This window comes from Pyxidicoccus trucidator (assembly GCF_010894435.1).
Lineage (GTDB): Bacteria > Myxococcota > Myxococcia > Myxococcales > Myxococcaceae > Myxococcus > Myxococcus trucidator.
Genome location: NZ_JAAIXZ010000009.1, coordinates 134,240 through 159,095 on the forward strand (window position 1 = coordinate 134,240; position 24,856 = coordinate 159,095).

Here is a 24,856-nt window from a genome sequence, read left to right on the forward strand (position 1 = left end):
CAGCCCGACCGCCGATCTCCGGGAAGCGGTCATAGGCCCGCAGGAGAGCGTCCAGGTGGGCGGGGTTTGTCCAGGTCAAGCGGCGAATCCGTGAGCTGCACGACCCAGCCGCCCGATGACGTGCGCCGGCCCGTGAAAGCAGATCCGCGTCCCGAGCCAGGTCCGGGAACCCGACGGCGCGTGCGGCAGCGGCAGACCAATAGTCCAGCCACCCCAGGCGATGCGGGCTCTCAAGAGAGAGACTCGATGTCCTCGCGGAGCTTGAGCGCTGGCAACCCGCGCGGCGAGACTCCCGGCTTACGTCGGGGATAGACCGTCTGGCGCGACATTTCCACGTCAGCGCTGAACGGCGTCTCATGACCCAAAATTGCTGATAGCGCGTGGACCGCTGGCCCCTGCGGTCGGTAACATGCGCGGGGCTTTCAGGGCGCGGCAGCCGAGCGGGAGCATGCCCAAGAGCAAATGCCGCATAAACTCAGCGTCACACCGCTTCCGAGCGCACAATGATCGACCGCGACAAGGAACTCAGGCAAAGATTGAAGCAGTGGAGAGCATACAACTGGGAGGCCGAAAGCTTCTTGAAGGTAGTGGATAGCCTATTGGCCGGTGGCTGCGCAGGAGTAATGGAAAAGCTGGAAGATGAATCTTCAAGAATTGACCATACTCCGAAAAAGTTCCGCAATCTATGGTCGGAGTTTAAAATTGCCGAGGTGCTCATGCTCGCTGGGCACAAGGTCACGCTGCTAGGGGAGCACAAGCCCGACATCGAAACATTTCGAGACGGACGCAGGACCTTTGTCGAGGTTGCGCGAAAGTCTGCCGACGACGGTCTCTCCAGTATTTATGATCCCGACAGCTTGGTTTCTCGCGTGCTTGCGAATCTGCCCGTGCGAATCCAATTCCGCAGTGCTTCAGACATGGGCGCTCCAGCAATCAGTCGTGTGCAACGTTCGGGGCGCGAAGAACGGGTTCGGAGACTTGAGGAGTGGCTGGTGGATCAGCTCAAATCTCTAGACCTAGATGCTCTACCGGTGACTCTCAAAGGGGATGGGGTTGAAGTTGAGATCGAGCGGCATTCGGAAACCCCGGGATACTTCAGGGGCGGGACATCAGACGTATTCATGGTGCCAGAGGATGAAGCCAAGGCTAATCTGCGGCGCGAAGTGAGGATCAAGAACACGAAACACCCACAAGTTCGCGCAAGCAATCCGGATGCATGCTTTGTTGTTGCATTGGACATCGAGGAGCCATTTTTTCAGCCGTTCCTCTTGTTGTCCTCCCTCTATGGGCCTTTGATGCACTTGTCGGATAAACACAGGAGTTGCCGGCGTGTTCCTGGCTCTTACGAGTCCAAGTTGCTGGATGCGCGGCGCATCGGCTGGGGCGAAGGCTTGGACGCGCTAGAGCTAGAGATTGGCACTGCGCCGACATGGCCGGAGTCGATTGGGTTGTTTTTAGAGGATGAACTCTGCGGAGTCGATGGCGTTCTTGCGTTGCATTACACCAACGCAACTCAGCTTGTTCCGAACTTCTTTAGCGGGAATCAGAAGACACTAGGCATGCGCGACTGGTTTCCGTTTCCAAAAACACTTTATGGCCTTGCCCCGGGGAATCCCTGACGTGATCCGCTAGTACTACGTGGCCATTTCGGGTACGGCCCAAGGGAGACTCCCCCCCGGAGGATCGCCGCGTTCCGAGGGAAGAAACCCAATAGCGCTAAGTTTGGATGAACACCTGCGGCTCAAGGCTCAAGGCTTCCGCATTAGAAGGAGACCGCTGAGCATGGCGAGGAGGGCCTGAGCATCATCACGGGTCCACTCGCTGGCGAGGCTGTGTGCTGCAAGGTGAGCCACCTGATGCAGATGATGCCGGAGGTGATCCAATCGCTGCGCCTTGGTTCTCAGCTTCTTATCCGGTGGGCCAAATTCTTCCTTTTCGATTTCGTCCCGCCAAATCTCAAGTGCCAGCCGGATGGAAGCAATACACCCTTTCCACCCGGTCTCTCCGCCTTGATCGAAGAACCTGCGCGCGTCGAGCGTAGCGTGCCAGACCTTATCCCACGGAGCCGGACGGGCCGGAGGCAGTGGCATCTCGATCAGGATGTTCTCAGCCACCTTCAGTTCACGAAGCAGTTCAACCCATTTTTCGCGTGGATAACACACGCGCAGTTGATTTCGCGCCGGTATCGGTGGCGCTGATGCAAATGTCACGTAACGATCCGGTGCGAGCTTTTGGAGGTGTGAGACTTCGGCAAGGCAGTTCAACACCAGCACAGGCGGTTGACCGTTTCTCATCTGCTCAAACTGAGCGAGCGCTTAGCCGATGCTCCGTCATCCCAGCAGTGAGCGACTGGCCGTCCCCCCGGCAGAACACGTAAGGGCCGCACAGGTGGCGGTGTCCCTTGAGCGCGTCCACCGCTGAGCCCGGCAGGTCCACCGTTCTTTCCCGTCCCCCCTTCGGCAGCCACGTCACACCCTGCCAGATAGTGCGCCGAACCTTGAGCTTGCCGCGCTGCAAGTCCAGGTCGCCCCACTGGAGTCCGATCAACTCCCCATGCCGCAGCCCCGTCTTGAGTGCCAACAGGATAAACGTTCGCCACTCCGGCTCAGCGGCGTTGATCAAGCGCTCGGCCTCCTCGAAGGTGAGGAAGTCGAAGACGGGCTTCTCCGTCCGGAAGAGCTTCACGCGCGGGATGTGGGCGATGACGCCCTGTTCCTGCGCCAGTGCGAGCAGCTTGTGCAGCACCGTGAGCACGTTGTTGATGGACTTGAGGCTCAGCAGCTTCGGGCCAGTGCCCTTGCGCTTGCGGAGGGCTGCCCGCGTGGGGGCGTCCTTCCGGGCGCGTGCGCCTGACGGCTTCTTACGCATGGCGGCCTTGAAGTCCTCGATCTCCGCAGGGCCGATGGCGTCCAGGGCCATGCTCCCGAAGGCGGGCACGAGGTGGTCATCAAGGATCTGCCGCTTGGTGACGACGCTGGAGTACTTGTTGTTGTTCTCGCTGTACATGATGAAGCGCGGGACGAAATCCCCGCGGGTGAGGGTGTACGTCGTGGACTCCGCGCGCGGCCTGCTCATCTTCAACGAGCTGTAGGCGCGCATCCGTCCAGGGGCATGCTGCAATGACGGGACCAACGGGGACGGGAGGGCAAGGATTCGACGCTCGCGACAGGGTTCTGTCACCACGCCGCAACCATCTCCCGGCCCGGTGAGGATTTCGGAGCTCGAGCGCGCTTGGAAAAGGGGCCCCACCTTTCGTGGGTGTCCCCTGCTCGAGAGGTTCACGATGACGTCCCCCCCGCGCCATGCCCTGGTGCTGCTCTCCACCTGTGTCGTGCTGCTGTCCACCTTCGCCGGCTGCGACGACGACCCGGGCCCCACGCCCGATGCCGGTACCCAGGTTCCTCCCGCGGACTCCGGCCCCCCCGACTCCGGTACGCCAGACGCGGGCCCCGAGGCGCCGTGGGACGGCGGCTACACCGTGCTGGAGGATCACGGGGACTGGATCAACCGGGGCCACTTCTCGCCGTGCCGCTTCAACCCGGAGGGAGACCCCACCACCATCAAGTGCGAAGACCTGTCCCGCTACGACGTGTCGCAGTGCGACCCGGAGGCGCTCGCGCAGTTGGAGCCGCACGGCATCTACCTGGCCGACATGCTCGGTGAGCGCCGGCTGTCCGATGGCGGCACCTCCGTCATCCAAGACGGCATCGGCTTCATGCTCAGCTCCGACGGCGGGGCGAGCACGATGGTCGGCAAGCCACTGCTGACCCGGAATACGGACGGAGGGAGCTTCTTCCTCGTCGGCAGATTCACCAACGCCTTCAACGGAGCCGTCACCGTCGCCTCGATCGCCGGCTGCCAGGTGCCCTCCTCCGGCCTCATCACCGGCTGCTACGCGCGCTGCACCAACGGGCAGCTCGTCCGGTCCGGCACCTTCGAAGCCCACCGCCTGCCATCACACCGGGGCGAGGGCGAGTCCTCGGGCGGCCTGCGCCCCATCTCCGAATACGATATCGAGCTGGGCGCCCCCGCGGACGTCTACGTCACGAAGAACCACGCGTATGTCGTCTCCGTCAACAAGGTCTACGGCGGCAGCGCCGGTGGGCTCACCGTCCTCGACGTGAGTGACAGGGCGCACCCCCTCTTCAAGGCCTCCATCAGCCTGCCGGGTGACGGGAACTGGAATGGGGTGTGGGCCAAGGACGATGCGCTCTACATCGCCGGCAACAGGTCGGGGGTCCTCGTCTATGACATCTCCAACCCCGCGCAGCCTGAGTACGTGCGCCACCTGCCCGCGGGAGAGTACGGGGCGCACACCGTGCTGGTGGATGGAAACCGGCTGTATGCCATGTCGATGAGTGGGGCGGTGACGTTCGTGTTCGACGTCACCACGCCGCTCGCCCCCGTGCTGCGCCAGCGCATCAACGTGCCGTCGGAGTCCCCCTACGCCGGCGCGCATGACGCCTTCCCGTACGAGGGGCGCCTCTACATCAGCAATGGCTACGGCGGCTACGCCGTCATGGATGTCACCGACCTCGACAATGTGCGGCACCTGGGCCAGTACATCCACGGCTTCGAGGTCTTCGCGCACCACAGCGCGGTGGGCACCTTCGCCGGGCGCACCCTCGCGTTCGAGGGCACCGAGTACGGCGGCTCGCACCTGCGCGTGCTGGACGTCACCGACCCCGCGCACATCGTGAAGATTGGCGAGTTCCGCCTCAGCCCCGTCACGTCCATCCACAACATCATCCTCAAGGGCCACCGGCTCTACATCGCCTGGTACCACGAGGGCGTGCGCGTGCTGGACGTGTCCAACCCCACGAAGCCGCGCCAGGTGGCGCACTACAACACCGTCCGCGATGGCGACTTCGGCCGGACGGACAACCTCTTCGAGGGCACCTTCGGCATCCGCGTGCCCGGCGACGGGTACGTGTACGCCGCGGACTCCGTGCGCGGCCTGCTCATCTTCAACGAGCTGTAGTTGCTCCCGCCGCCCGGTCCCGAGGTGCTGCAAGGTCAGGACCAATCGGGGCCGGAGCGGCTTGTTTCCACACTCGCAGCGTGACTCCCTCGTCGGGGCGCAGCCATCTCCGCCGCCCGGAGCCCACCGCGGCGTCTCATCCCGCATGGCAAGCAGGCCCCCCGCCCTGGGGGGCCCCTGCTCCCGAGGTCCATGATGAGGCCCCCTCCGCGTCCCTGCCTGGCGCGGCTACGCGGCGGGCGCGGGGCTGGCGAACTGGCGGCTGTAGAGCTCGGCGTACTTGCCGTTCAGCGCCATGAGCTCGTCGTGGGTGCCGCGTTCGACGACGCGCCCGGCGTCCATCACCAGGATGAGATCCGCGTTGCGGATGGTGGAGAGCCGGTGGGCGATCACCACGCTGGTGCGCCCCTCGAGCAGGGTCTGGAGCGCCTTCTGGATCAGCGCCTCGGTGCGCATGTCGATGTTCGCGGTCGCCTCATCGAGGATCAGGATCCGCGGCTCCGTGAGCACCGCGCGCGCGAAGGCGAGGAGCTGCCGCTGTCCTTGGCTGAGCGTCGCGCCCGCCTCGCCGAGCACCGAGTCGTAGCCCTTGGGCAGCGCGGCGATGAAGTCGTGCGCGAACACCGCGCGCGCCGCGGCTTCTATCTCCTGCGCCGTCGCGCCCGGTCTGCCGAAGCCGATGTTCTCCGCGATCGTGCCGGTGAACAGGTACGGCTCCTGGAGCACGATCGCGATCTGCCGGCGCAGGCTCTCGCGGGTGAGCTGGCGCACGTCGGTGCCGTCCACGCGCACCGCTCCGGACGACACGTCGTAGAAGCGCGGGATCAGACTGGCGATGGTGGTCTTGCCCGCGCCGGTCTTGCCCACGATCGCCACCGTCTGTCCCGGCTTCGCTTCGAAGCTCACGTCGTGCAGCACCGGGCGGGTGGGGTCGTAGCCGAAGCTCGCGTGGTCGAGCTCGATCCGGCCCGTGGCCTTGTCGAGCACCGTGGCCTGAGGGACGTCCACCGGTTCGGTGGTCTCGTCGAAGATCGCGAACACGCGCTCGGCGCCGGCGAGCGCGGACTGCATCAACGTGTAGACCGAAGCGAGCATCTGCAGCGGGCGGAAGAACGACTGCACGTAGATGAGGAACGCCGCCAGCACGCCGACGGTGAGCTGCCCCGCGAACACCAGGTAGCCGCCGTAGCCGAGCACCAGCGCGATCGAGAGAGTGGAGAGCACTTCGATCACCGGCGAGAACGCCGCGGTCACGCTGCTCGCCGCCACGTTCGCGTCCCGGTTGGCTGCGTTGCGCTGCTTGAAGCGCTGGATGTTCACGTCGGTGCGGTTGAAGGCCTGCGCTTGCCGAACGCCGACGATCTCCTCCTGTAGCTCCGCGGTGACGTCGCCCACCGTCTCTCGCGTCTTCCGGTAGGCCCGCCGCGCGCGCGCCGCGAAGTACCAGGTGATGAGGAGCATCAGCGGGATCAGCGTGAAGCACGCCAGCGCGAGCCGCACGTTGATGAACAGCATCGCCACCAGCACGCCGACCAGACCCAGCGCCACGCCGAGCAGCTGCGGAAGTCCCTGCGCGAAGAACTGGCTGAGCGCGTCCACGTCGCTGCCCACGCGGCTCATCAGATCGCCGATCGGCCGGCGGTCGAAGTAGCCCAGCGGCAGCCGGAGCAGCTGCTCGAACAGCCGCGTCCGAAGGCTGGCGAGCACCCGCTGGCCCACCGCACCGATGCGCTTCGTCTGCGCGCGCTGGGACAGGGCGCTCACGCCGTAGATGACCAGCAGCGCCACCATCGAGAGCAGAAGCCCGCGCTTGCTGCCCTGCATGATGTCGTAGTCGATCGCGCGGCCAATGACGTAGGGACCGAGGCCCTGCGTCACCGCGTAGACGCCGCCCAGCAGGAGCGACTCCACCACGGGAACGCGCCACGGCCGCAGCTCGCCGATCAACCGCCGCGACACCTTCGACCGGTCGGCGGCGCGCTGTACCTCCATCTCCGCCATCGCCTGAATGTCGCCCGGGCGCCTCATGCCACGGCCTCCTTCTTCGACTCGGGCTGAAGCTGAGAGCCGACGATCTGGTTGTAGAGCTCGCTGGTCTGCACCAGCTCCTGGTGGCGGCCCTGGGCCACCACCTTGCCTTCGTCCAACACGACGATCAGATCGGCGTCGCGCACGGTGCTGAGCCGCTGGGCGATCACGATCGCGGTGCGGTGCTTGTCCCGCATCAGCGCGTCCAGCGCGCGCTGGATCAACGCCTCGGTCTGCGCGTCCACCGCGGAGGTGCTGTCGTCGAGGATGAGCAGGTTCGGCTCCGTCAGCAGCGCGCGGGCGATGGCGAGGCGCTGCCGCTGACCGCCGGAGAGGCCGACGCCGCGTTCGCCCACCACGGTGTCGTACTGGTCGGGCAACGCTTCGATGAACTCCGCCGCCTGCGCCGCCGCCGCCGCCGCCCTCACCTGCTCCAGCGTGGCGTCCGGCTTGCCGTAGGCGATGTTGGCGCGCACGGTGCCGGAGAAGAGCAGCGCATCCTGCAGCACCACGCCGATCTGCGACCGGAGCGAGGCGGTGGAGACCTTGCGCACGTCGTGCCCGTCGATCAGCACTTCGCCCGAGGTCACGTCGTAGAAGCGGGGCACCAGGTTGATGATCGTGCTCTTGCCGGAGCCGGTGGTGCCGACGATCGCCACCAGCGCTCCCGCGTCCGCCTGGAAGCTCACGCCGCGCAGGATCTCCTTCTCCGCGCCGGCGTAGCGGAAGTGCACGTCCTTGAGCTCCACTCTTCCCGACAGCGGGGGGAGCGCCACCGCGTCCGGCGCGTCGGCCAGCTCGATCGGCGTGTCGAGCAGCTCGAACACGCGCAGGGCCGAGGCGTTCGCGCGCGACATCTGCGCGGCGATGAAGCCGGTGGTCATGATCGGCATCAGCAGAAAGCCGAGGTAGCTGTTGAAGGCGATCAGCTCGCCCACGGTGAGCCGCCCGCCGAACACCAGGAAGCCGCCCACCACGACCACGGTGATCGTCCCGAGGTTCGCGAAGAAGTTCACGACCGGGATGTTGATGGAGGCGACGTCGATGAGCTTGAGGTTCTCCTCCAGCAGCTCATCGGTGAGGGCGTTGTAGCGCTCCGTCTGGCGTGGCTCGGCGGAGAACGCGCGCACCAGCCGCACGCCGCGCAGGCTCTCCTGGAGCACGACGTTGAGCTTGCCCAGCGCCATCTGCACCCGGCCGAACATCGGCCCCATCACCCGGACGAAGCGCCTCAGGGCCCAGAGGATGGGCGCGATCGCCAGCAGCGCGCAGACCGCCAGCAGGGGGTTGAGCGAGAGCAGGAGTCCGGTGGCGCCGACGAGCATCACCACCGACGCCGCGAGCTGAATCACGCCCACGCCCACGAACATCCGCACCTGGTCCACGTCGCTGGTGAGGCGCGTGAGCAGCTGTCCGGTCTGCGCCTGATCGTAGTAGCTGAACGACAGCTTCTGGATGCGGGCGAAGAGCCCACCGCGCAGGTCGTACGCCACGCCCTGAGACGCGCTCTCGGAGAGGTAGCTCTGCAGGAAATTGAAGAGGCCGCGCGCCAACGCGATGCCGAGCAGGGCGACCACCGCCACCCGCATCGTGTGCCGGTCGCCCTTCGTGATGCCCTGGTCGATCGCCATCCGCACGAACTGCGGCGCGGCGAGGTTGGCCGCGGAGGCCAGCAGCAGCGCGACCAGCGCGCCGACCGTGGCGCCGCGGTAGTGCGAGAGGTACCGGATTGCCCGCCAGACACCCGCGGAATTCCGCTTTCCCACTGCCGGCGCTTGACTCATGCGCGCCCTCATAGCGGTTGGCTCAAGTCCGCGCCATGACAGGGACTTTCCTTCGCTCCGATGCCGAAAACTGGTATGTTTGCTACCGCGTTGGCGCCGCGACGATCTTCGCTGTCCCCAGTGTGGAGGCCGCAGGCGGGTGCTGGCGTACGTGACGGCCCCTGGTGGGGTGCGCGTGTCCGCCCCCCCGTGTAGCCAGCGGACGCCCGCCAGGGGAGCCGACGGCCGGGGCAACCCCGCGTTCGCGGGGTATTCGCCCAAGAGTCATCTCGTCATCATGCCGGCGGCTCTCAGCCGAGTGGGTGGCGTGTGTGTCTTTTACCGAGGTTCCTCGCGCGGTCGAGTGCGACCTCGAGACCGTGCAGAACTGGCCCACCACCTACCCCCTCCCCCGTCCGCAACAGGACTCCCCTCCGGCCCACACTCAGTTGCGAGGGGCCACTTGAAAGGAAGCGCAGATGAAGACTTCGAACGTGTTGTGGAGGATGTCGGGAACGTTGGTGCTGGCGGCAATGCTTGGCATGGCGGGCTGTGCGGAACGGGGGGAGGAGAGCCCCCAGCCAGACTCCCCGGAGGCGCCCGACGCGGTGCCGCTGCGGCAAAGGGGGGATGCGCTCTACCTCATCTCCGACGTGGTCTGGCAGAACAGGACCATCCCCGTGTGTTGGATCTCTCCCCAGGCCGCGGATGCCCAGGCACGCCAGTGGGTGCAGGAGGCGGTGACGGCCTCCTGGCAGCGGGTCGCGGATGTGACCTTCACCGGCTGGGGCACCTGTGGGACTTCCCTGGGAGGTATCCGCATCCAGGTGGACAACACCAGCGCGGGCTGGCCCCGGGTGAAACAGTTTGGCCAGAAGCTGAACCTGGAGCCGGTGGGCATGATCCTCAACTTCGCGTTCAATTACTCGACCACGAGCAACCTCTACGCCATCTGCAACTCGAACAGCACCCAGCTGCAGAGCTGCACCAAGGACGTGGCGGTCCACGAGTTCGGGCACGCGCTCGGCTTCGCGCATGAGCAGAACCGCCCGGATTCTTCAGCCTGCACGGCCGACAGCCCCGCCAATGGTGACCTCACGCTCACCTCTGGCACCGACACCACCTCCATCATGTATGGCTGCAACTACAATTATTACTATGGCAATGGCGCGCTGAGCGACGGCGACGTCGAGGGCGTGCAGTCCGTCTATGGTGGCAAGCCCGGCTTCATCGGCCACCGCGGCAAGTGCCTGGACACGGTGGGCGGCGGGACCACCAACTGGACGCAGGCGGAGCTGGCCCTGTGCGACGGCTCGCGCGCCTCGCAGAAGTGGGCCCGCACGTCGCTGGAGGAGCTCAAGCGCCCGAGCGGCCGCTGCCTGGACGTCTACTACGGCTCGTCCTCCAATGGCTCGGTCACCCAGCTCTATGATTGCAACGGCGGCATCGGCGGCCAGAAGTGGTCTTTCAAGGACGTGGCCATCAAGGGCATGGGCGGGAAGTGCCTGGACGTGGTTGGCGGCAGCACCTCCGCTGGAGCCGGGACGCAGCTCTGGCACTGCAACTACACCAACGCCCAAAAGTGGACCCTGATGCCCAACGGGGAGATCCGCAACGCGAGCGGCATGTGCCTCGCTGTCTACAACGCGAACAGTGCCGACGGCACGCCCGTGCAGATCAACACCTGCAACAGCTCGAACGCGCAGAAGTGGTACGTGGAGTCGGGCGGGCGCATCCGCAGCGCCGTGAGCACCACGAGCAACAAGTGCCTGACCCTGGCGAGCACCAGCAACAGCACCGCGGATGGGACGGCCGTGCAGATCTCCACCTGCAACGTGAATACGAACCAGCGCTGGCACCTGTCCGGGGAGATCCTCAGCGGCGTCACCACCAGCACCCGCAAGTGCCTGGACGCGAGCGGAGGCTCCAACGCGGTCGGCACCAAGGCGCAAATCTGGGACTGCACCTGGGTTGCCGCCCAGCAGTGGAACTTCTTCCCATAGCGGAACGGGGGAAGGGCGGCCAGCAGGCCTTGCCCCTCCCCTTCAGCTCCTCGACGAATTTCCTCTTCTGGGTCGCGCGGACCCTGTGCCGGTCCAAGCCGTGGGGTTGGCGACTCGCGACAAGCCGCGGGCTGAGCGCCCGGATCCACTCACACCCGCCGCAGGTCCTCCAGCAGCGAGGCAGCCTGGACTCGCAGCGGGTGCTCCGGGGGTAGGGTCGCCTCGACCTGCCGCGCCAGCTCGCGGGCCTCGGGGAGACGGTTGCCCTTGACATACGCCAGGATGAGATTGAGCGACGTCTCTGGCAGAGAAGGGGCGAGCCGCCGCGCGGCTTCCAGCGCCTCGGTGGCGCGCTGCAGGTGACGGTGGCCCTCGGACAGCAGGCAGATGCCCAGGTGGGTGAGCGGCCTCCAGTCCTCCGGCACAAGGGCGATGGCCTCCTCGTACGCGCGCAAGGCGCCTGACATGTCTGGAGGATGCAGGGCCTTGCAGGCCTCGGCCTCCAGCAACTTGAGCTCCAGCGAGCGCAGTCCCTTGTCCCAGCCGTCTCGCAGGAGCTTGAAGGCCTCTCGATTGCGTTTGCGCTCCAGGAGCGACGTGGCTTCCTGCAACAGCGCGGAAGCAGGCTCCAGGGTCCGCACCTCCGCGGAAGGCTGGCTCGCGTCCAGCGCCGCGCGCAGGAGCCGGGATTCGGGGAGCTGGCGCAACCCCAGCTCCAGGATGCGCCGCGCCCAGCGGGCTCTTCCCCGACGCTGGAGCAGTTGCGCCACCGCCCAGTAGCCGCGCGAATCCCTGGGGTCCAGCCGCAGGGCGCGGACGAACTGGCGTACCGCCGCCCGGTCGCGCAGCTCCAGGTCCAGCGCATGACCCAACTCGAAGCGGAACGCGGCCTGCTCCGGCTTGAGCGCAACAGCCCGCTCATGCGCCTCGCGTGCCGCCACGACCTGCCCCAGGGCGAGGAGTGCCATCCCCTGGCCGTGCCAGGACTCAGCGGGAGCCGAGGGCTGCTGGGTCAGGGACAGGTAGTGATTGCGTGCTCCCGCGAAATCCTCGCGCAGAAGCGCCGCGGCGGCACGCATCAGCGTGACCTCCTGCCGGGCCTTCGAGGATTTCACCCGTGACAGCAATTGCTCGGCCTGAGTGGATCTGCCCTCTGCCAAGGCAATCCTGGCCGATACGAGCAGGGCCTCCTCGTCATCGGGTTGCTGTACCAGCCTGCGTGTCGCGGTCGCCAGTGCCTCCTGGAGACGCCCCTCGGCCAACAGTTCCCAGAGTGATTGCATTGTGACGCTCCGCGCAGACTCTCCACCTGGCATTGCTCGCTCACCGGAATCGGGTATGCTGTGCAAGCGAATTGGCTCAGGAGAAAACCATGTCGCCACCGGTCGGACGCTCCCCTGGAAACAACCTGCGGGTCCCAGTATCCCATACTCCCGCGCGGGGCTCGACGCCGCCAGCGACAGCACGGACGACGTCCCCTGCTCCCGCGCCGTCGCGGGCGCACAACCCACATCTTTCCGACTACTCGCAGACCAATAGGCTGCGCGGCCAGATCGATCAGCAGGCACGGGACAACCCGAGCTTCTATGGCGGGCTCGTCGGCGGAGTCAACGGCATCCTGCGGGCGGGAGGCTTCGACATCTCTCCCGCTTCACACCAGAGTGTCATGACCAACCTGCGGCAGGTGAACGAAGGGACAATGCGCCAGTCCACGGCGCACTTCCGGGAGGCACAGACCTTCGCCCGGGACGCCGCTCAGAGCTACAGCAGCGGCCGGCTCATCCAGGGAGACATGGAGCGGGCTGGCGTGATTCTCAACACGATTGGCGGCCTCGGGATGGGCGCGTTGGAGCTCGGCGCAGATGCGCTCGCGGCCACGCGTGCCAGGCTGAGCCGTCAGTGACCCGTTCGCGGGGGCACGAAGCAGCGGGCTCCGAAGGGACGGTTGCGCGGTGAAGGCCGCGCACTGTGCCTGCGCGTCCTTCCCCACGATGGCCTATCTCACGGACACTGCGAATAGCAGTACGCGCGATAGCTATTACAGTAGAAGGGGTCGCCGCCGCCAAAGTAGCACTGGTAGTACTTCGCATCGCAGGCGTCGGTGCACGGACCCGGCGTGGCCATCTCGACGACCCGGGTGGCTTCCTCCGGGCTCGTCGGTTCTACGTCCTCGACACCGCCACAGCCCACAAGCAGCCCAACAGCCACCAGCCCGGCAATGATTGCCCCGCGCATTCGTCACTCCTGGTTTGAAGGATTGTGCTGCCTTGTCAGGATAGCGCTGCTTTCGACGGCCTGGCAATGACCGGACTCTCGCATCTCCTGACGAGGGCCCGCGCCCCCATCAAGACCCTGAGCTGTCCGATTTGACGGGGCGCCTCCACTGACGAAGCACCTCCGTCGACGTCCGCCTCCCGGGGTGACAGCCGTCACTGCTGCTGAACCTTCCGGGCGACGACCTTGTCACCGAAGCGTTCCGCGTTCGCGAGCCACGCGGCGGCATTCATCACATAGCGGCCAGTCCCTGCGGTGTCCCACTTCAGGTACAGCCGCGTGAAGCCTCCGTCGATGATGGCTCGCTTGCCATCGCGGTCGTAGTAGGCGCCGACCACGCGGCCATCGGAGCCGTAGATGAGCGGCTCGAGGGGACCGAGCTTGTCGATGTTCGTGATGGTGTGTCCCTCGTACAGGTACTCGATGCCGGTGGTCAGCAGGTGCCTCTGGATGACCCCGGGCTCGCTCCCCTTCCGGTGGATGCCGACGACCTGCTCACCCTGCGCGTGGTGCTCGACGAGCTCGGTCCCGAAGAGCGCCCTGGCGACGATGTTGGCGTCGTCGGAGTACGGCGCGTTGTCGCCCCAGAGGTAGACGCCTCGCCCGCTGTCGAAGAACCGCTTGATGACGCGGGCATGCTCCTCGGTGAGCTGCCGACCCGCGCCGCCAATGACCCACAGCTGGGACGCCTTCTGGAGCTTCTCGGCGAGTTCCTTGGGGGCGGGCGGGCGGTTCAGGTACCGGTAGACCGAGAAGCCCTTCTGCGCGAGCGCCTCCTTCGGCTTGACGAAGTCGAATGGCACGCCGTGGTCACTCCCGGTGTAGAGCTGGATGACGACGACGGTCTGTCCATCGAACGCTCCGTCCACGGCCAGGTCGTGCTGAGCAGAGGCGGCGTTTCCATGACTGTCGCGCTGGACGGGGCGCTCGATGCGCTCCTGGCGCACCGTGCCCGTTTTGGGGTCCGCCCGAGTCTCGATGACGATGTCAGCGGCGGGAGCGTTGGTCCCCGCCGACCGCGTGTACTGGGCGAAGGCCGGGAGCGACAGGCACAGCGCCAGGAGCAGCATCAGTCTTTTCATGGTAGCCGCTGCAAACGGCCGGGCCGCGAGAAAGTTCTGCCCGGCCGCACCGCACCACCGCAGGGCCCAGCGCGCCCGGGTTCATGGGTCGCGCGTTCAAGCAAGCGCTAGTGTTCAGGCCCGCGCCGCAACCTGGCGCGTAGCCCACAGGGCCTCGCTGGCGCGGTAGACTGTGACGCCATGATCTTCCGTGGGAAAGCGCCCCGGACGCGCTCCGAGCTCATCGCCGAGGCGGAGCGCGCTCGCGCCAAGGGCCGCATCAAGAAGGCCGTCGAGGCCTACCGCAAGGCGCTGGAGCTCGAGCCGGGAGACCCGGTCATCCACGGCAAGCTGGCACCGCTCCTGGCCCGGACGAAACAGCCCGAAGCCGCGCTCCAGAGCTTCCAGGCAGCGGCGAAGGGGCACCTGGACAAGGGGTTCGCGGACAAGGCCATCGCTGTCTATACGCAGGCTGCGGATACGTTCCCCCACCGCGTCGACCTCTGGCAGCAACTGGCGCAGCTCAGTCTCTCCAAGGGACACCGCGTCGACGCGGTGAGGGCCCTGCTGCGCGGGCGATTCCACCTCAGCCGCCGGAACGAGCGGCGCGACGCCATCCTCCTCTTGAAGGAAGTGCTGACGCTCGATCCCTCCCTTCTGGAGGTGAAGCTGGACCTGGCCGTGCTGCTGGCAAATGAGGGGCAGCGCGCCGAGGCGCTGGCCTTGCTCGAGCCGCTGACCCGCGAGCCGCCGGGGCCGAAGCGCGCGAAGGTGAACTGGGCGCTCCTGCGCATCTCCCCGGGCCTGGGAACAGGATGGCGCTGGCTGCGCTCCGCCCTGGCGCGGCGCTGAAGCCGCGTCCAGGGCTCGAAGCCGGGCTCCTTCTAGTGGACTCCGGACACCTGGCGCTGGGGCGCGAGCAGGCGCACCAGCTCCTCGGCGACACGGGCCGCGGAGGCCGGGTTCTGGCCGGTGACGAGCCGCTCGCTCACCACCACATGCTGCTGGAAGTTGGGAGCCTTCGTGAAGCGCGCGCCGCGCTCGATGAGCTTCGACTCCAGGAGGAAGGGCATGACCCGGGTGAGCTCCACCGCCGCTTCCTCCTCGTTGGTGAAGGCGGAGATGTCCCGGCCGGCGACGAGGTACGTGCCGTCTGCCAGCTTCACGTCCACCAGCGCCGCGGGGCCGTGGCAGACCGCGGCCACCACGGCTCCGCGCGCGTAGACGGAGCCGATGAGGGCGCTGATGCGCGCGTCTCCCGGCAGGTCGAACATCGTCCCATGCCCACCAGGAACGTAGAGGGCGGCATAGCGTGCGGGCTCCACCTGCTCCGGCCGCAGCGTGCTCGCCAGTCGCGCGGCCTGGCGCTCGTCATCGAGGAAGGCGCGGTTGAGGGCATCATCGCGCGTGACGCCATCCATGGGCGGGCGGCCTCCCTTGGGGCTGACGAAGTCCACCTCCAGGCCCGCGCGGGTGAAGACGTCCAGCGCGTGGGTGAGCTCGGACAGGTAGAAGCCCGTCTTCCGGCCGGTGTCGCCGAGGGTGTCGTGGCTGGTGAGGACGATGAGGACTCGCATGGGTTCGACTCCGGAAGTTCGTGGGGTGGAGGTGGAGAGGGGGCTCGAGGTGGCGCAGCCGGAGACGAGCGTGGCGGCGAGCAGGCCGAGCAACGGGAGTGAGTGGGTGCCGTTCATGGCGCTGCAAGGTAAGAGGCGGGAGCGCCGCGCACCCATCGCGCTTCTTTCGCTGAGCGATAGGAATTCCCATGGCTGACCTGGACCTGCTCCGCTCCTTTCTCGCCATCTACCGGGCGGGCTCCATCTCGCGGGCGGCCGGTACCGTGCACCTCACGCAGCCGGCCCTGTCCGCGCATCTCCAGGCCCTGGAGGCGAGGCTCGGGCGGCCTCTCTTCACGCGGAAGGCCCGGGGTGTGGTCCCCACTCCCGCCGGGCACGACCTGGCCCAGGCAGCCGCCGCGCACGTCGACGCGCTGGACGTCCTGGTCGACACGCTGCGAACGGGAAGCACGGCGCTGGAGGGCACGCTATCTGTGCGAGGGCCCGCTCCAGCGCGGCGCGCTGGTGGAGCTGATGCGGCCCGCCCAGCCCGTGCGCAACCGGATCCACCTGGCCACGCGCGAGGCGCGAAGCCGGGCGCCCCGCATCCGGGCCGCGTCGGAGCTGCTGCTGCGCTCGTCCCCGGCGTGGTGATGGACCGGCGGCAGGGGGTAGCGTGTCCAACCCGCGACGCGAGCCTTCTTCCGTCCCAGACCCGAGGAGTTTCAATCCATGAAGCAGTACCTGAAGCGATGGCTGTCGGTGGTGTGCGTGGGAGCATTCACGGTGGCCCTGCCCGCCTGGGCGGATGCGCCCACCCCCGTCGACTGTGGCACCGTGGAGTGCGAGGGCATCCGGGAGACGCGGGCCCTGGGCGTCGCGGAGCTGTCGTACTTCCAGGAGACGGACGTGTTCACCCAGGACATGGGGGTGCTCACGTCCTACGGGAGCTTCGCGCCCCCGCCCTGCGCGAACGGGACGCGTGCACCCCTTCCGGGGCCGGGATGGGTGTCGGGGTGCAACTTCTCCTACAGGATCGCGAGCATCACCCCCCACCCCAACCCGACCTTCGTCGCGGTGGCGCAGGGCGCTCCGGGGACACCCGCCGCGGGCCTCACGCTCCAGTTCACCACCCACCCGGTCTCCGGCTTCCTCTTCTGGCTGGAGCGCAACGGCGTGCGCCGGTACGTGGACGCGGCGGAGTGCCTTCCTCCTCAGTCGTTCAGCTGTGACGCCCAGCTGCGAGAAGGGACGATGGGAATCCGGGCGCTGTTCGTTTCCGAGATGGCGTACTTCCAGGAGAAGGACCACTACTCCAACAACTACGCGCTGATTGGCTTCTCACCGCCTGGGTGCGCGAATGGTACCCGGGCGCCCGTGCCCGATGCGTCATGGGTGGGGGGCTGCAAGTTCATCTACCGCGCGGACGTGGTGAGCCCCTCCAGCGTCACCCTCACCGCACGCGCCGTGGCGGGCTCCGTTCAAGGCACCGTCGTGACCATGTCGAATCAGGGCGTGTTGTCCGTCACGCCCGTCTACGACTCCGTTTGCAGGTAGGCGGAAGGCTCGAAGGTCCACGGGCAACAGCGCCCATGTGGACGGTGCCCGCGAGGAGCAGGCCCCCTGGAGTCATCGACGAGCCAGGGGGCTGTAGCGCCATCTCTCAGTAGAGGTACTGCAACCCGGTGATGTCGGAGCTGGTGAACTCGCCGTTCGTATCGGGCGGGTAGCAGGAGTTCATGATCGACCCTCCCGGCGTGGCTGGCGGCATCCCGGGGATGAGGATGGCGCCGACGCCAGCGGTGCCTTCGCTGGTGGGCGTGCCGCCGCAACTGATGGACCGATCATAGTAGTCCGTGTGGCGGAGACCGATCGTGTGGCCAAGCGCGTGGGTGATGACGTGCTCGTTCACGTCCACGCTGTAGCTGTTCAGCCCGGTGCCGATGGTGATGCTCCCGTAGGGACGGCCTCCCGAGGGGTATCCAGCAGAGTGGCCTGTGCCGGCCACGGTCGTCGCGGTGATGTTCGCGGTGCAGCCGGTGGTCGGTCCCCGCACGAAGGTAATCCTGAGCCCCAGGGAATTGTAGTTGGCGAGTGCCATATCGAGGCCCTGGCTGAGCCGGATGTAGCCGTTGAACGAGGAGGTGGGGTTGACGCAGATCCTCGTCACGGAGGTGCCGACGAGATTGCTGGTCCTGACCAGCTCCGCGCTCCCCTCGCCGGGCTGGAGCATCTCCCGGGACGCCTCGAGGGACACCTGGGCGTCGCGCCCCACGTACACGGCACCGTCGACGACCCTGATGTCGTCGGCCGGAAACCCGGCCTCGATCAGGTTGGCCAGGGTCTCCTCGCTCTCGATTTGCGGGTCGGTACCGCAGCCGGCCAGCAATGCGCCACAGCTCATCCCGAGGACTGCCGCTCGCTTGAACATTGTCGTTCCCCTTTTCGTCCTGAAGCGGTTCTCCCCGCGGTCCCGGCATGGGAGCGTCGGGGCAGACAATATGACTCCAAGGGAGCTCTACCTGTAAATCCCAGCAAGTCATGATTAAGCAACGTCGTCATCCCCGTGCCATTCACCTGCGGAGGCGCGCTTCAAGACCCACGTGGCTGGTTGGCCTGCATGGCTTTCTATCGCGGCGAATCGCGCGGCGGACTGAAAGACAAACGGCACGCTGACCTCGATTTCCTCTCCCAGCGTGACGAGTATGTCAGCGTCCAGGAGAAGGGGTCGGTCGAGATTCCCGTGCTGCGGGGAGCTCCGTCGCAGTCCGTGGGCCCCGCCTTCGAGGATTTCTACGTCGTCAACCTGACCGGCGTGGCGCGCACCCCGGGCTACACCCTGACGGGCACGCCTCACCTGCTCCCGCCCAACCCCCTGCCCGCCGCCACCACGGCCCGGTTCCTGCTCACCGCCCCCACCCCGCCGGTGACCCAGACCTACTACTACACGAACAACGCGGCGGCTCCGGCCTCCGGGAAGACGTGCATCTGGCAGCTGTTGGTCAGCGTCACCGGCGGCCTCTGCTCGGCGCAGCTCAACTGGGGCTCCTACGGCGGCGCCGTCTGCCTCACCGATGGAACCCAGTCCTTCATCGACCCGAACACGTGCCAGTCGCAGATCGCCACCTCCATCCAGTGAGCTGAGCCGCGCGCCGTCAGCGGCCTTCCGTGAGGCCGCTGGCGGTGCCGTGTCCGTGCGCGTCGCGGATGGCAAGTCGAGGAAGCGCGCTGGGCCAGGGCGTTGTCACCCTGGCCCAGCTGCTGCCGGCCCTGCGCAGCCCAGGGCGTAGCTCCCTCTCATGGAGAGGGCGTTGAGCTCGGCTTTCCGGAGCTCAGAAGTTTGTGTTGAGCGAGCCGTTGGTCAGCCTGAGGTATGTACAGGTGCCGTTCGCGTCCCACCTCACGTCGAAGAAGCCCCGGGAGCTCAGGGCCTTCTCCCAGAGAGACGAGACGGTGGCGTCTGGAATGCAGATGTAGGCGGTGTCGGTGGTCGCGCCCGGCACGGTGGCCCGGGCATAGAAGCTGCGGTTGCCGGCCAGGTCATCACGGAATTGGGCGGAGGAGGTCGCTGCCGCGTCCTCGCGGAAGCCGATGAAGTTGCCATAGCAGCGGCCCGAGCCATCCGTGTTCTTGTTGCAGGACACGGTCCTCGTCTGGAGGCCCGCGCTCGCGACGGAAGCGATGCCGAGGGCGGCGAGCGCCACCACCGGGGACAGCGACTTCAGGGAAAGGGACTTCAGGGAAAGTGACTTCGTCATGGTCTTCTCCTGGATGGGATGACTTCCGACAGCAGGACTCTGGGGTGAAGCGCTACGGCAGCCCGTCTGCTTCGCCGGAAGGAATGAGTCGGTTCTGGTTGATGGCGACGACGAGCCTGCGTCGGAGTTCCGCGGCCTCGGCGCGGTCGCGGATCTGGGAGAGCTCGTGTCGAATCTCGAGTACATCCTCCGCCGTCATGCGCCCGCTGGAGACGACCCGCTCCACCAGCGAGCCCGCGCGGGCCGCCGACTCGCGCTGCTCCGGGGACAGCGGTGGGGGCGGGGCGGGAGGCTCCGCTTCGCGTGAGCCCATGGCGAGCGCTCCGGACTCCTTCAGCAGGGTCGCCATCCGCTGGGCAATGGCATCCAGGTCTTCGGCGGTGGGCCGTGCGGAGCCCGAGGCCAGGGACGGAGGAATGCCCGCGGAGCTACTCCCGGAAGGACTGCCGGGGACGTGATGCCTGGCCTGGACGACCCGGCGCAGCGCAGCGACCTCGGTGGAGAGTTCCTGCATGCGCAGGTCCTGGGCCTGCTGTCCCTGGCTCATCGCGAGCCAGCAAGCCATCGCGCTGCCCAGGGCTGATGTCAGGCCCAGGAACCCCATACGCAAGACATGGGCGGTCATGGCGGCTCAGAAATGAGAGTACTGGCTGCCGTTGTTCAGGAACAGCGAATAGCATTCACCCATGACGTTCCAGTAGATGGAGAAGTAGCCCTGGTGGTTCATGGCCTTGCTCCACTGTGCTCCCGTCACTGCGTCAGCCGTGCAGTTGAAGTACTCCGTCGTCGTGCCAGACGTGAGGGCCGCGGTGAAATACGGAGCGGAAGTGCTGTTCTGGGTGAACAATGCCTGGGTGTTGGCGCCGGAGTGATTGCGGAAGCCGAGGAGGCTGCCGTAACACCGCCCCGAGCCATCCGCGTTCTTGTAGCAGTTCGCGGATTCCGTCTGGTAACCCGCCAGGGCCGCGGGAGTTGTCATCAGTGTCGCGAGACAGACGGCTGCCGCCCAGGTCTTCGAGGTATGACGCATGTGGATTCCTTTTCTGGAGCTGGCCAGGGCCCGGGCTCCTTGCCCGGATGCCTGGCTGAGAGAAGCGACGTGAGGTCCTTCACTCGAAGCAGATCCTAAGGAGGGGGTCTGACGTCGCGATGCACCCGCGCTTGCCGTGCTTTGCCGTGGGCGGCATTGGCCGTCTGTGCGGTAGTGGCGGGCGGCACCTCGTGTCCACGGCTCCAACTTCGTCGGGGACACTGAATGCAAAGGCCGGAAGTCGCTGGAGACAGCGGCTTCCGGCCTTGGTGTTTTCAGGGACTGGCGCGGCTCCTGCTACTTCATGCGCACCGTGACGGCGTTGGTCGCGGTGTTGAGCGTGAGGAAGCCCCTCTGGAACTCGCTCTCGCGCCCGCCGGTGACTGCGTACTCGTCACGCACCGGGTAGCCCAGCGTGCTGCGCTCCCAACCCATCGACTCCCACTTCGCGCGGATGGGGCCATGCACCTCGTGCGCTCCCGTCGCCGCCGTCCAGTAGATGCTTCCATTCTGGAAGTGGTTGAAGCGGCCCACCCCGTCCGGCGTCGCCGTCTCGTCCGTCAGCGGGTAGCCCAGCAGCCCCGCCTCACGGCTCAGCGCGACCCACTTCACGTTGATGTCTCCACTCACCGCGTGCGCTCCCGTCGCAAGCGTGAAGTAGATGCTTCCCCGCTGGAAGTGGCTGTAGCGGCCCACCCCGTCCGCCGCTCCCTGCTCATCCGTCAGCGGGTAGCCCAGGGCGCTCTTCTCCCACCCCAGCTCCGCCCACTTCGCATGGATGAGTCCACGCACCTCGTGCGCTCCCGTCGCAGCCGTCCAGTAGATGCTTCCGTTCTCGAAGTGGTTGTAGCGGCCCGTCTTGTCCGGCGTCTCCTGCTCCCCTGTCTTCGGGTAGCCCAGCACGCTGCGCTCCCAGCCCAGCTGCTCCCACTTGTTGCGAATCTCCCCGTGGACTTCCCAGGCCCCAAGCTCCGGCGTCCAGTAGATGCTGCCCCGCTCGAAGTGGTTGAAGCGGCCACGGCCGTCCGGCGCCGTCCACTCGTCGATGATGGGGTAGCCCAGCGGGCCGCGCTCCCAGTTCAGCTGCTCCCACCGGCCACGGATGCTGCCCATCACCACGTGCGCGCCCAGCGTCGGCGTCCAGTAGATGCTGCCGCGCTCGAAGTGGTTGAAGCGGCCCACCCCATCCGGCGCGGCCAGCTCGCCGGCCTGGCAACTGCCGAGCAGCGCCGGACCGTTCATCGCGTCGTACTTCGCCTTGATGTCCCCCTGGAGCACGCAACCAGAGCCCCAGTTGTAATCGGTCCGGTAGCGGGTGAAGACCGCGGACACGAGCGAGGAACCGCCCACCGTGGTCCTTCCGCATTGCATGGCATACGCGCCCACCCACGGGGTGTACGTGTAGAGCACGGCGGTGGCCTTGTTGGCGGGCGTCACCGTGCAGGGGTCCAACGTCTGCTTGGCGAAGCCGACCCTCCACCCACTGACCGTGGGCCTGCCCGCGTCCAGATCCCTCAGGTATCCCCGGATCTTCGCGGCACCGCACTCCACCTGACTGCCAAAGCCCGCGTAGCTCGTGTCGCAGCCCCCACTGTCCGGACAGCCACAACCGGTGGCCTTGGCCAGGTTGCTCGAGGTCCCGCTCTGGATGAGACCCGACTCGATCTGGATGCGCGCCAGCATGTAGAGCGGGCTGATGCCATGGGCGCGGGAGCGCTCGACGATGAGCGTGGCGGCCGTCTTGTTGCTCCACGCGGGGTCCCTGTACCCGGCCAGAAAGGAGCCCTTCTGCTGGAGGAACTGCTGCACCTGCGCGGGAGCAATCCAGCCCCCACCCGTCAGTTCCGCGTCCTCCATCAGCCGGTGCATGTCGTGGACCCCGGCCAGCTCGAGCAGGACCTGACCGGTCAGCTCATCCACGGGACGGGGTTCTTCATCGGGACCACCGCAACCGACAGCCAGGGCACACAACAACATCAAATGGCGTGACAAGCGCATGCGTCTTCTCGGGGAAAGGGGGGAGCCGGCGAAGGTGTCGCCCTGCGGCGGGAGGCGGATGGGCACGCTCCCGCCGAGGGCGGACCTCAATCATCCGATGCGGACCTCAGGAGTCCGCGGGACTGCTACTTCATGCGCACCGTGACGGCGTTGGTCGCGGTGTTGAGCGTGAGGAAGCCCTTCTGGAACTCGCTCTCGCGCCCGCCGGTGACTGCGTACTCGTCACGCACCGGGTAGCCCAGCGTGCTGCGCTCCCAACCCATCGACTCCCACTTCGCGCGGATGGGACCATGCACCTCGTGCGCTCCCGTCGCCGCCGTCCAGTAGATGCTTCCATTCTGGAAGTGGTTGAAGCGGCCCACCCCGTCCGGCGTCGCCGTCTCGTCCGTCAGCGGGTAGCCCAGCAGCCCCGCCTCACGGCTCAGCGCGACCCACTTCACGTTGATGTCTCCACTCACCGCGTGCGCTCCCGTCGCAGGCGTGAAGTAGATGCTTCCCCGCTGGAAGTGGCTGTAGCGGCCCACCCCGTCCGCCGCTCCCTGCTCATCCGTCAGCGGGTAGCCCAGGGCGCTCTTCTCCCACCCCAGCTCCGCCCATTTCGCATGGATGAGTCCGCGCACCTCGTGCGCTCCCGTCGCAGCCGTCCAGTAGATGCTTCCGTTCTCGAAGTGGTTGTAGCGGCCCGTCTTGTCCGGCGTCTCCTGCTCCCCCGTCTTCGGGTAGCCCAGCACGCTGCGCTCCCAGCCCAGCTGCTCCCACTTGTTACGAATCTCCCCATGGACTTCCCAGGCCCCAAGCTCCGGCGTCCAGTAGATGCTGCCCCGCTCGAAGTGGTTGAAGCGGCCACGGCCGTCCGGCGCCGTCCACTCGTCGATGATGGGGTAGCCCAGCGGGCCGCGCTCCCAGTTCAGCTGCTCCCACCGGCCACGGATGCTGCCCATCACCACGTGCGCGCCCAGCGTCGGCGTCCAGTAGATGCTGCCGCGCTCGAAGTGGTTGAAGCGGCCCACCCCATCCGGCGTGGCCAGCTCGCCGACCTGGCACTTGCCCAGCAGCGCCGGACCGTTCATCGCGTCGTACTTCGCCTTGATGTCCCCCTTGAGCACGCACGCCGTTCCGCAGTGCGCATTGGCCCGGTTGAGGTAGTCCCTCCAGGGCCAGTTGACGCCGGGATCCGTGCGGTCATACGGCTGGAGCTTGCCGTGCCCCACCACGTGGTAACTGTCGCGGGGAATCCCGTGGTCACGAGTGATGTCGCACAGCAGCCGTGCCGAGGCGTCAATCTGCCCCACCGGCCAGTTCACCGTCGACGCATACCCGCCGTGCTCGATGCCGATGGTGAAGTCGTTGGCGCTTCTCCCGTTCAGCCCGCACTCCGCCCCGCTGTTGTTGCTGCACTGGTAGGTGGCGCCGATGTGCCAGCCCCGGCTCCCGTCGCGCACCAGCTGGCTGATCTCCCCTCCGTCCTCGCGCACCACGTAGTGCGCGCTCACTCCTGAGTTGGGGTTGGTCAGCCAGCTCCAGCACCCCGAGTAGCTGCTCTCACAGGTGTGGATGACCACCATCTTCACACCCATGGGCCGGGAGTTGTAGTTGGGCGAGGGCCGCCACACGGCCGGTGCGTAGTCCGGACCGGCGAGCGCCTGGACCTGCTGCCCCAGCTCCTCCACGGCCAGGCCCTGTCCACTCGCGGTCCACTCCTTCGAGAGCTTCCCGAGTCCCAGGCGGGCCACCCGGAAGACCTCCTTGTGGACGAAGCTGCGACGGCCCTCCTCATCCTGGATGCCGGACACCTCGGCCACCGCCGGTGCCCACTTCGCCGCCTGAGTCCTATCCACCTTCAGCGCCTCCGCGTGGCGCGACAGCAGCGCCGCCGCCGCACGGACGTGGGAGCGCGTGTCGGTCCTCGCCTGCGCTGCCGTGACGCCGGCCAGCTTCGCGCCCTCCTCGAGCTGCGTGCCCGTGAGCGCCATCATTCCGTAGACCGCCGGGCGGCCCTCGAACTCCTCGGCGCCCTCCACCATCTGGTAGCGCGTCTGCACGAAGGAGATGGACTTGAGGAGCGCGGGCGGCACATCGAACTCCGCGCCGGCCTCCTTGAAGAGCGCATCGAAGGACTCATCCTCGCGGGCGGAGTCCTCCGTCCCTGGCGCGTCCAGCTGCACGGTGGGCGCCGTGGACGCCTCCTGCGGCTGCTGCGCGTCCATGCCACACGCTTGCGTCAGCGCCAGCGAGGCGGCGAGCACGACAATTCCTGGCCTGTTCTTCATCGATTCCTCCGGACTTCGTCACGCGAATCATGGGCGGCCCCAGGGGTCGCAAAAGGCAGGCGCACGGGGAGCCAGAAGCAGGAGGGTTACGAGTCGGTCGGCGTCTCATGAAATCGACAAAGAGGAGTCACGCA

22 protein-coding genes and 2 pseudogenes are annotated in these 24,856 nt (G+C 66.9%); 8 read left to right on the forward strand and 16 right to left on the reverse strand.

From position 1 onward, the window contains the following. Positions 1-29 precede the first annotated feature (29 nt). Positions 30-212: a DUF5953 family protein gene (locus G4D85_RS50810; protein WP_420821723.1), complete on the reverse strand. Its 183-nt coding sequence runs from the start codon at positions 210-212 to the stop codon at positions 30-32. 18 nt (positions 213-230) lie between these two features. Beyond that, complete coding sequence (locus G4D85_RS50815) at positions 231-329, reverse strand: hypothetical protein (protein WP_420821724.1); 99 nt, start codon at positions 327-329, stop codon at positions 231-233. Positions 330-503: 174 nt separating this feature from the next. On the opposite strand from G4D85_RS50815, the gene G4D85_RS25050 reads away from it, so the two are divergent. Beyond that, a complete protein-coding gene (locus G4D85_RS25050; RefSeq protein WP_164016346.1) occupies positions 504-1,619 on the forward strand; it encodes a hypothetical protein in 1,116 nt (371 codons plus the stop codon). Between the two features lie 129 nt (positions 1,620-1,748). Here G4D85_RS25050 and G4D85_RS25055 read toward each other — a convergent pair whose 3' ends face one another. Both G4D85_RS25055 and G4D85_RS25060 read right to left on the reverse strand, forming a co-directional pair. Beyond that, positions 1,749-2,294, reverse strand: coding sequence for a hypothetical protein (locus G4D85_RS25055; protein ID WP_164016348.1), 546 nt, complete (start codon positions 2,292-2,294; stop codon positions 1,749-1,751). Positions 2,295-2,316: 22 nt separating this feature from the next. After that, a pseudogene (locus G4D85_RS25060) lies at positions 2,317-3,039 on the reverse strand (tyrosine-type recombinase/integrase); the annotation flags it as partial. A gap of 244 nt (positions 3,040-3,283) precedes the next feature. Here G4D85_RS25060 and G4D85_RS25065 point away from each other — a divergent pair. After that, positions 3,284-4,981 carry an LVIVD repeat-containing protein gene (locus G4D85_RS25065; protein ID WP_164016350.1) on the forward strand — a complete coding sequence of 566 codons (1,698 nt, stop codon included), beginning with the start codon at positions 3,284-3,286 and terminating at the stop codon, positions 4,979-4,981. Between the two features lie 228 nt (positions 4,982-5,209). On the opposite strand, the gene G4D85_RS25070 is transcribed toward G4D85_RS25065, so the two are convergent. Both G4D85_RS25070 and G4D85_RS25075 read right to left on the reverse strand, forming a co-directional pair. Then, positions 5,210-7,009, reverse strand: a complete 1,800-nt coding sequence (locus G4D85_RS25070; protein WP_240359486.1) for an ABC transporter ATP-binding protein — start codon at positions 7,007-7,009, stop codon at positions 5,210-5,212. Next, complete coding sequence (locus tag G4D85_RS25075) at positions 7,006-8,793, reverse strand: ABC transporter ATP-binding protein (RefSeq protein WP_164016352.1); 1,788 nt, start codon at positions 8,791-8,793, stop codon at positions 7,006-7,008. Before G4D85_RS25075 ends, G4D85_RS25070 begins: the two co-directional genes overlap by 4 nt. A gap of 458 nt (positions 8,794-9,251) precedes the next feature. Between G4D85_RS25075 and G4D85_RS25080 the strand changes: the two genes are divergently transcribed. Then, the gene (locus G4D85_RS25080; protein ID WP_164016354.1) at positions 9,252-10,775 is read left to right on the forward strand and encodes a ricin-type beta-trefoil lectin domain protein; all 1,524 of its coding nucleotides are present in this window, start codon (positions 9,252-9,254) and stop codon (positions 10,773-10,775) included. A gap of 149 nt (positions 10,776-10,924) precedes the next feature. On the opposite strand, the gene G4D85_RS25085 is transcribed toward G4D85_RS25080, so the two are convergent. Continuing rightward, a complete protein-coding gene (locus G4D85_RS25085; protein WP_338052909.1) occupies positions 10,925-12,091 on the reverse strand; it encodes a tetratricopeptide repeat protein in 1,167 nt (388 codons plus the stop codon). Positions 12,092-12,147: 56 nt separating this feature from the next. Between G4D85_RS25085 and G4D85_RS25090 the strand changes: the two genes are divergently transcribed. Then, positions 12,148-12,678: a hypothetical protein gene (locus G4D85_RS25090; RefSeq protein WP_205525687.1), complete on the forward strand. Its 531-nt coding sequence runs from the start codon at positions 12,148-12,150 to the stop codon at positions 12,676-12,678. 98 nt (positions 12,679-12,776) lie between these two features. Here the strand turns inward: G4D85_RS25090 and G4D85_RS25095 are convergent, their stop codons facing one another. Beyond that, on the reverse strand, positions 12,777-13,010 hold the full coding sequence (locus tag G4D85_RS25095; RefSeq protein WP_164016358.1) for a hypothetical protein: 234 nt from the start codon (positions 13,008-13,010) through the stop codon (positions 12,777-12,779). Between the two features lie 194 nt (positions 13,011-13,204). Further along, positions 13,205-14,131: a hypothetical protein gene (locus G4D85_RS25100; RefSeq protein ID WP_164016360.1), complete on the reverse strand. Its 927-nt coding sequence runs from the start codon at positions 14,129-14,131 to the stop codon at positions 13,205-13,207. A gap of 180 nt (positions 14,132-14,311) precedes the next feature. Here G4D85_RS25100 and G4D85_RS25105 point away from each other — a divergent pair, with 180 nt between their 5' ends. Continuing rightward, the gene (locus G4D85_RS25105) at positions 14,312-14,962 is read left to right on the forward strand and encodes a tetratricopeptide repeat protein (protein WP_205525688.1); all 651 of its coding nucleotides are present in this window, start codon (positions 14,312-14,314) and stop codon (positions 14,960-14,962) included. A 32-nt stretch (positions 14,963-14,994) separates the two neighbouring features. Here the strand turns inward: G4D85_RS25105 and G4D85_RS25110 are convergent, their stop codons facing one another. Continuing rightward, a complete protein-coding gene (locus G4D85_RS25110; protein WP_205525689.1) occupies positions 14,995-15,687 on the reverse strand; it encodes a type 1 glutamine amidotransferase domain-containing protein in 693 nt (230 codons plus the stop codon). 188 nt (positions 15,688-15,875) lie between these two features. On the opposite strand from G4D85_RS25110, the pseudogene G4D85_RS50820 reads away from it, so the two are divergent. Then, positions 15,876-16,052 (forward strand): annotated as a pseudogene (locus G4D85_RS50820) (helix-turn-helix domain-containing protein); the annotation flags it as partial. 346 nt (positions 16,053-16,398) lie between these two features. Then, positions 16,399-17,223: a hypothetical protein gene (locus G4D85_RS49635; protein ID WP_240359487.1), complete on the forward strand. Its 825-nt coding sequence runs from the start codon at positions 16,399-16,401 to the stop codon at positions 17,221-17,223. A 106-nt stretch (positions 17,224-17,329) separates the two neighbouring features. On the opposite strand, the gene G4D85_RS25120 is transcribed toward G4D85_RS49635, so the two are convergent. Further along, positions 17,330-18,097: a zinc-dependent metalloprotease gene (locus tag G4D85_RS25120; RefSeq protein ID WP_164016364.1), complete on the reverse strand. Its 768-nt coding sequence runs from the start codon at positions 18,095-18,097 to the stop codon at positions 17,330-17,332. 312 nt (positions 18,098-18,409) lie between these two features. Between G4D85_RS25120 and G4D85_RS25125 the strand changes: the two genes are divergently transcribed. Beyond that, on the forward strand, positions 18,410-18,805 hold the full coding sequence (locus G4D85_RS25125) for a hypothetical protein (protein WP_164016366.1): 396 nt from the start codon (positions 18,410-18,412) through the stop codon (positions 18,803-18,805). A 193-nt stretch (positions 18,806-18,998) separates the two neighbouring features. On the opposite strand, the gene G4D85_RS25130 is transcribed toward G4D85_RS25125, so the two are convergent. The 5 genes from G4D85_RS25130 to G4D85_RS25155 all read right to left on the reverse strand — a co-directional run bounded on the left by G4D85_RS25130 (position 18,999) and on the right by G4D85_RS25155 (position 24,722). After that, a complete protein-coding gene (locus G4D85_RS25130) occupies positions 18,999-19,424 on the reverse strand; it encodes a hypothetical protein (protein WP_164016368.1) in 426 nt (141 codons plus the stop codon). A 52-nt stretch (positions 19,425-19,476) separates the two neighbouring features. After that, entirely contained in the window at positions 19,477-19,971 is a 495-nt protein-coding gene (locus tag G4D85_RS25135; RefSeq protein ID WP_164016370.1) for a hypothetical protein, read from the reverse strand. 84 nt (positions 19,972-20,055) lie between these two features. Continuing rightward, complete coding sequence (locus G4D85_RS25140) at positions 20,056-20,454, reverse strand: hypothetical protein (RefSeq protein ID WP_205525690.1); 399 nt, start codon at positions 20,452-20,454, stop codon at positions 20,056-20,058. A 297-nt stretch (positions 20,455-20,751) separates the two neighbouring features. Continuing rightward, positions 20,752-22,374 (reverse strand): hypothetical protein, encoded by a 1,623-nt coding sequence (locus G4D85_RS50365; RefSeq protein ID WP_275900314.1) that lies wholly within the window; start codon positions 22,372-22,374, stop codon positions 20,752-20,754. Between the two features lie 203 nt (positions 22,375-22,577). Next, positions 22,578-24,722: an N-acetylmuramoyl-L-alanine amidase gene (locus tag G4D85_RS25155; protein ID WP_164016374.1), complete on the reverse strand. Its 2,145-nt coding sequence runs from the start codon at positions 24,720-24,722 to the stop codon at positions 22,578-22,580. Between the last annotated feature and the right edge of the window lie 134 nt (positions 24,723-24,856).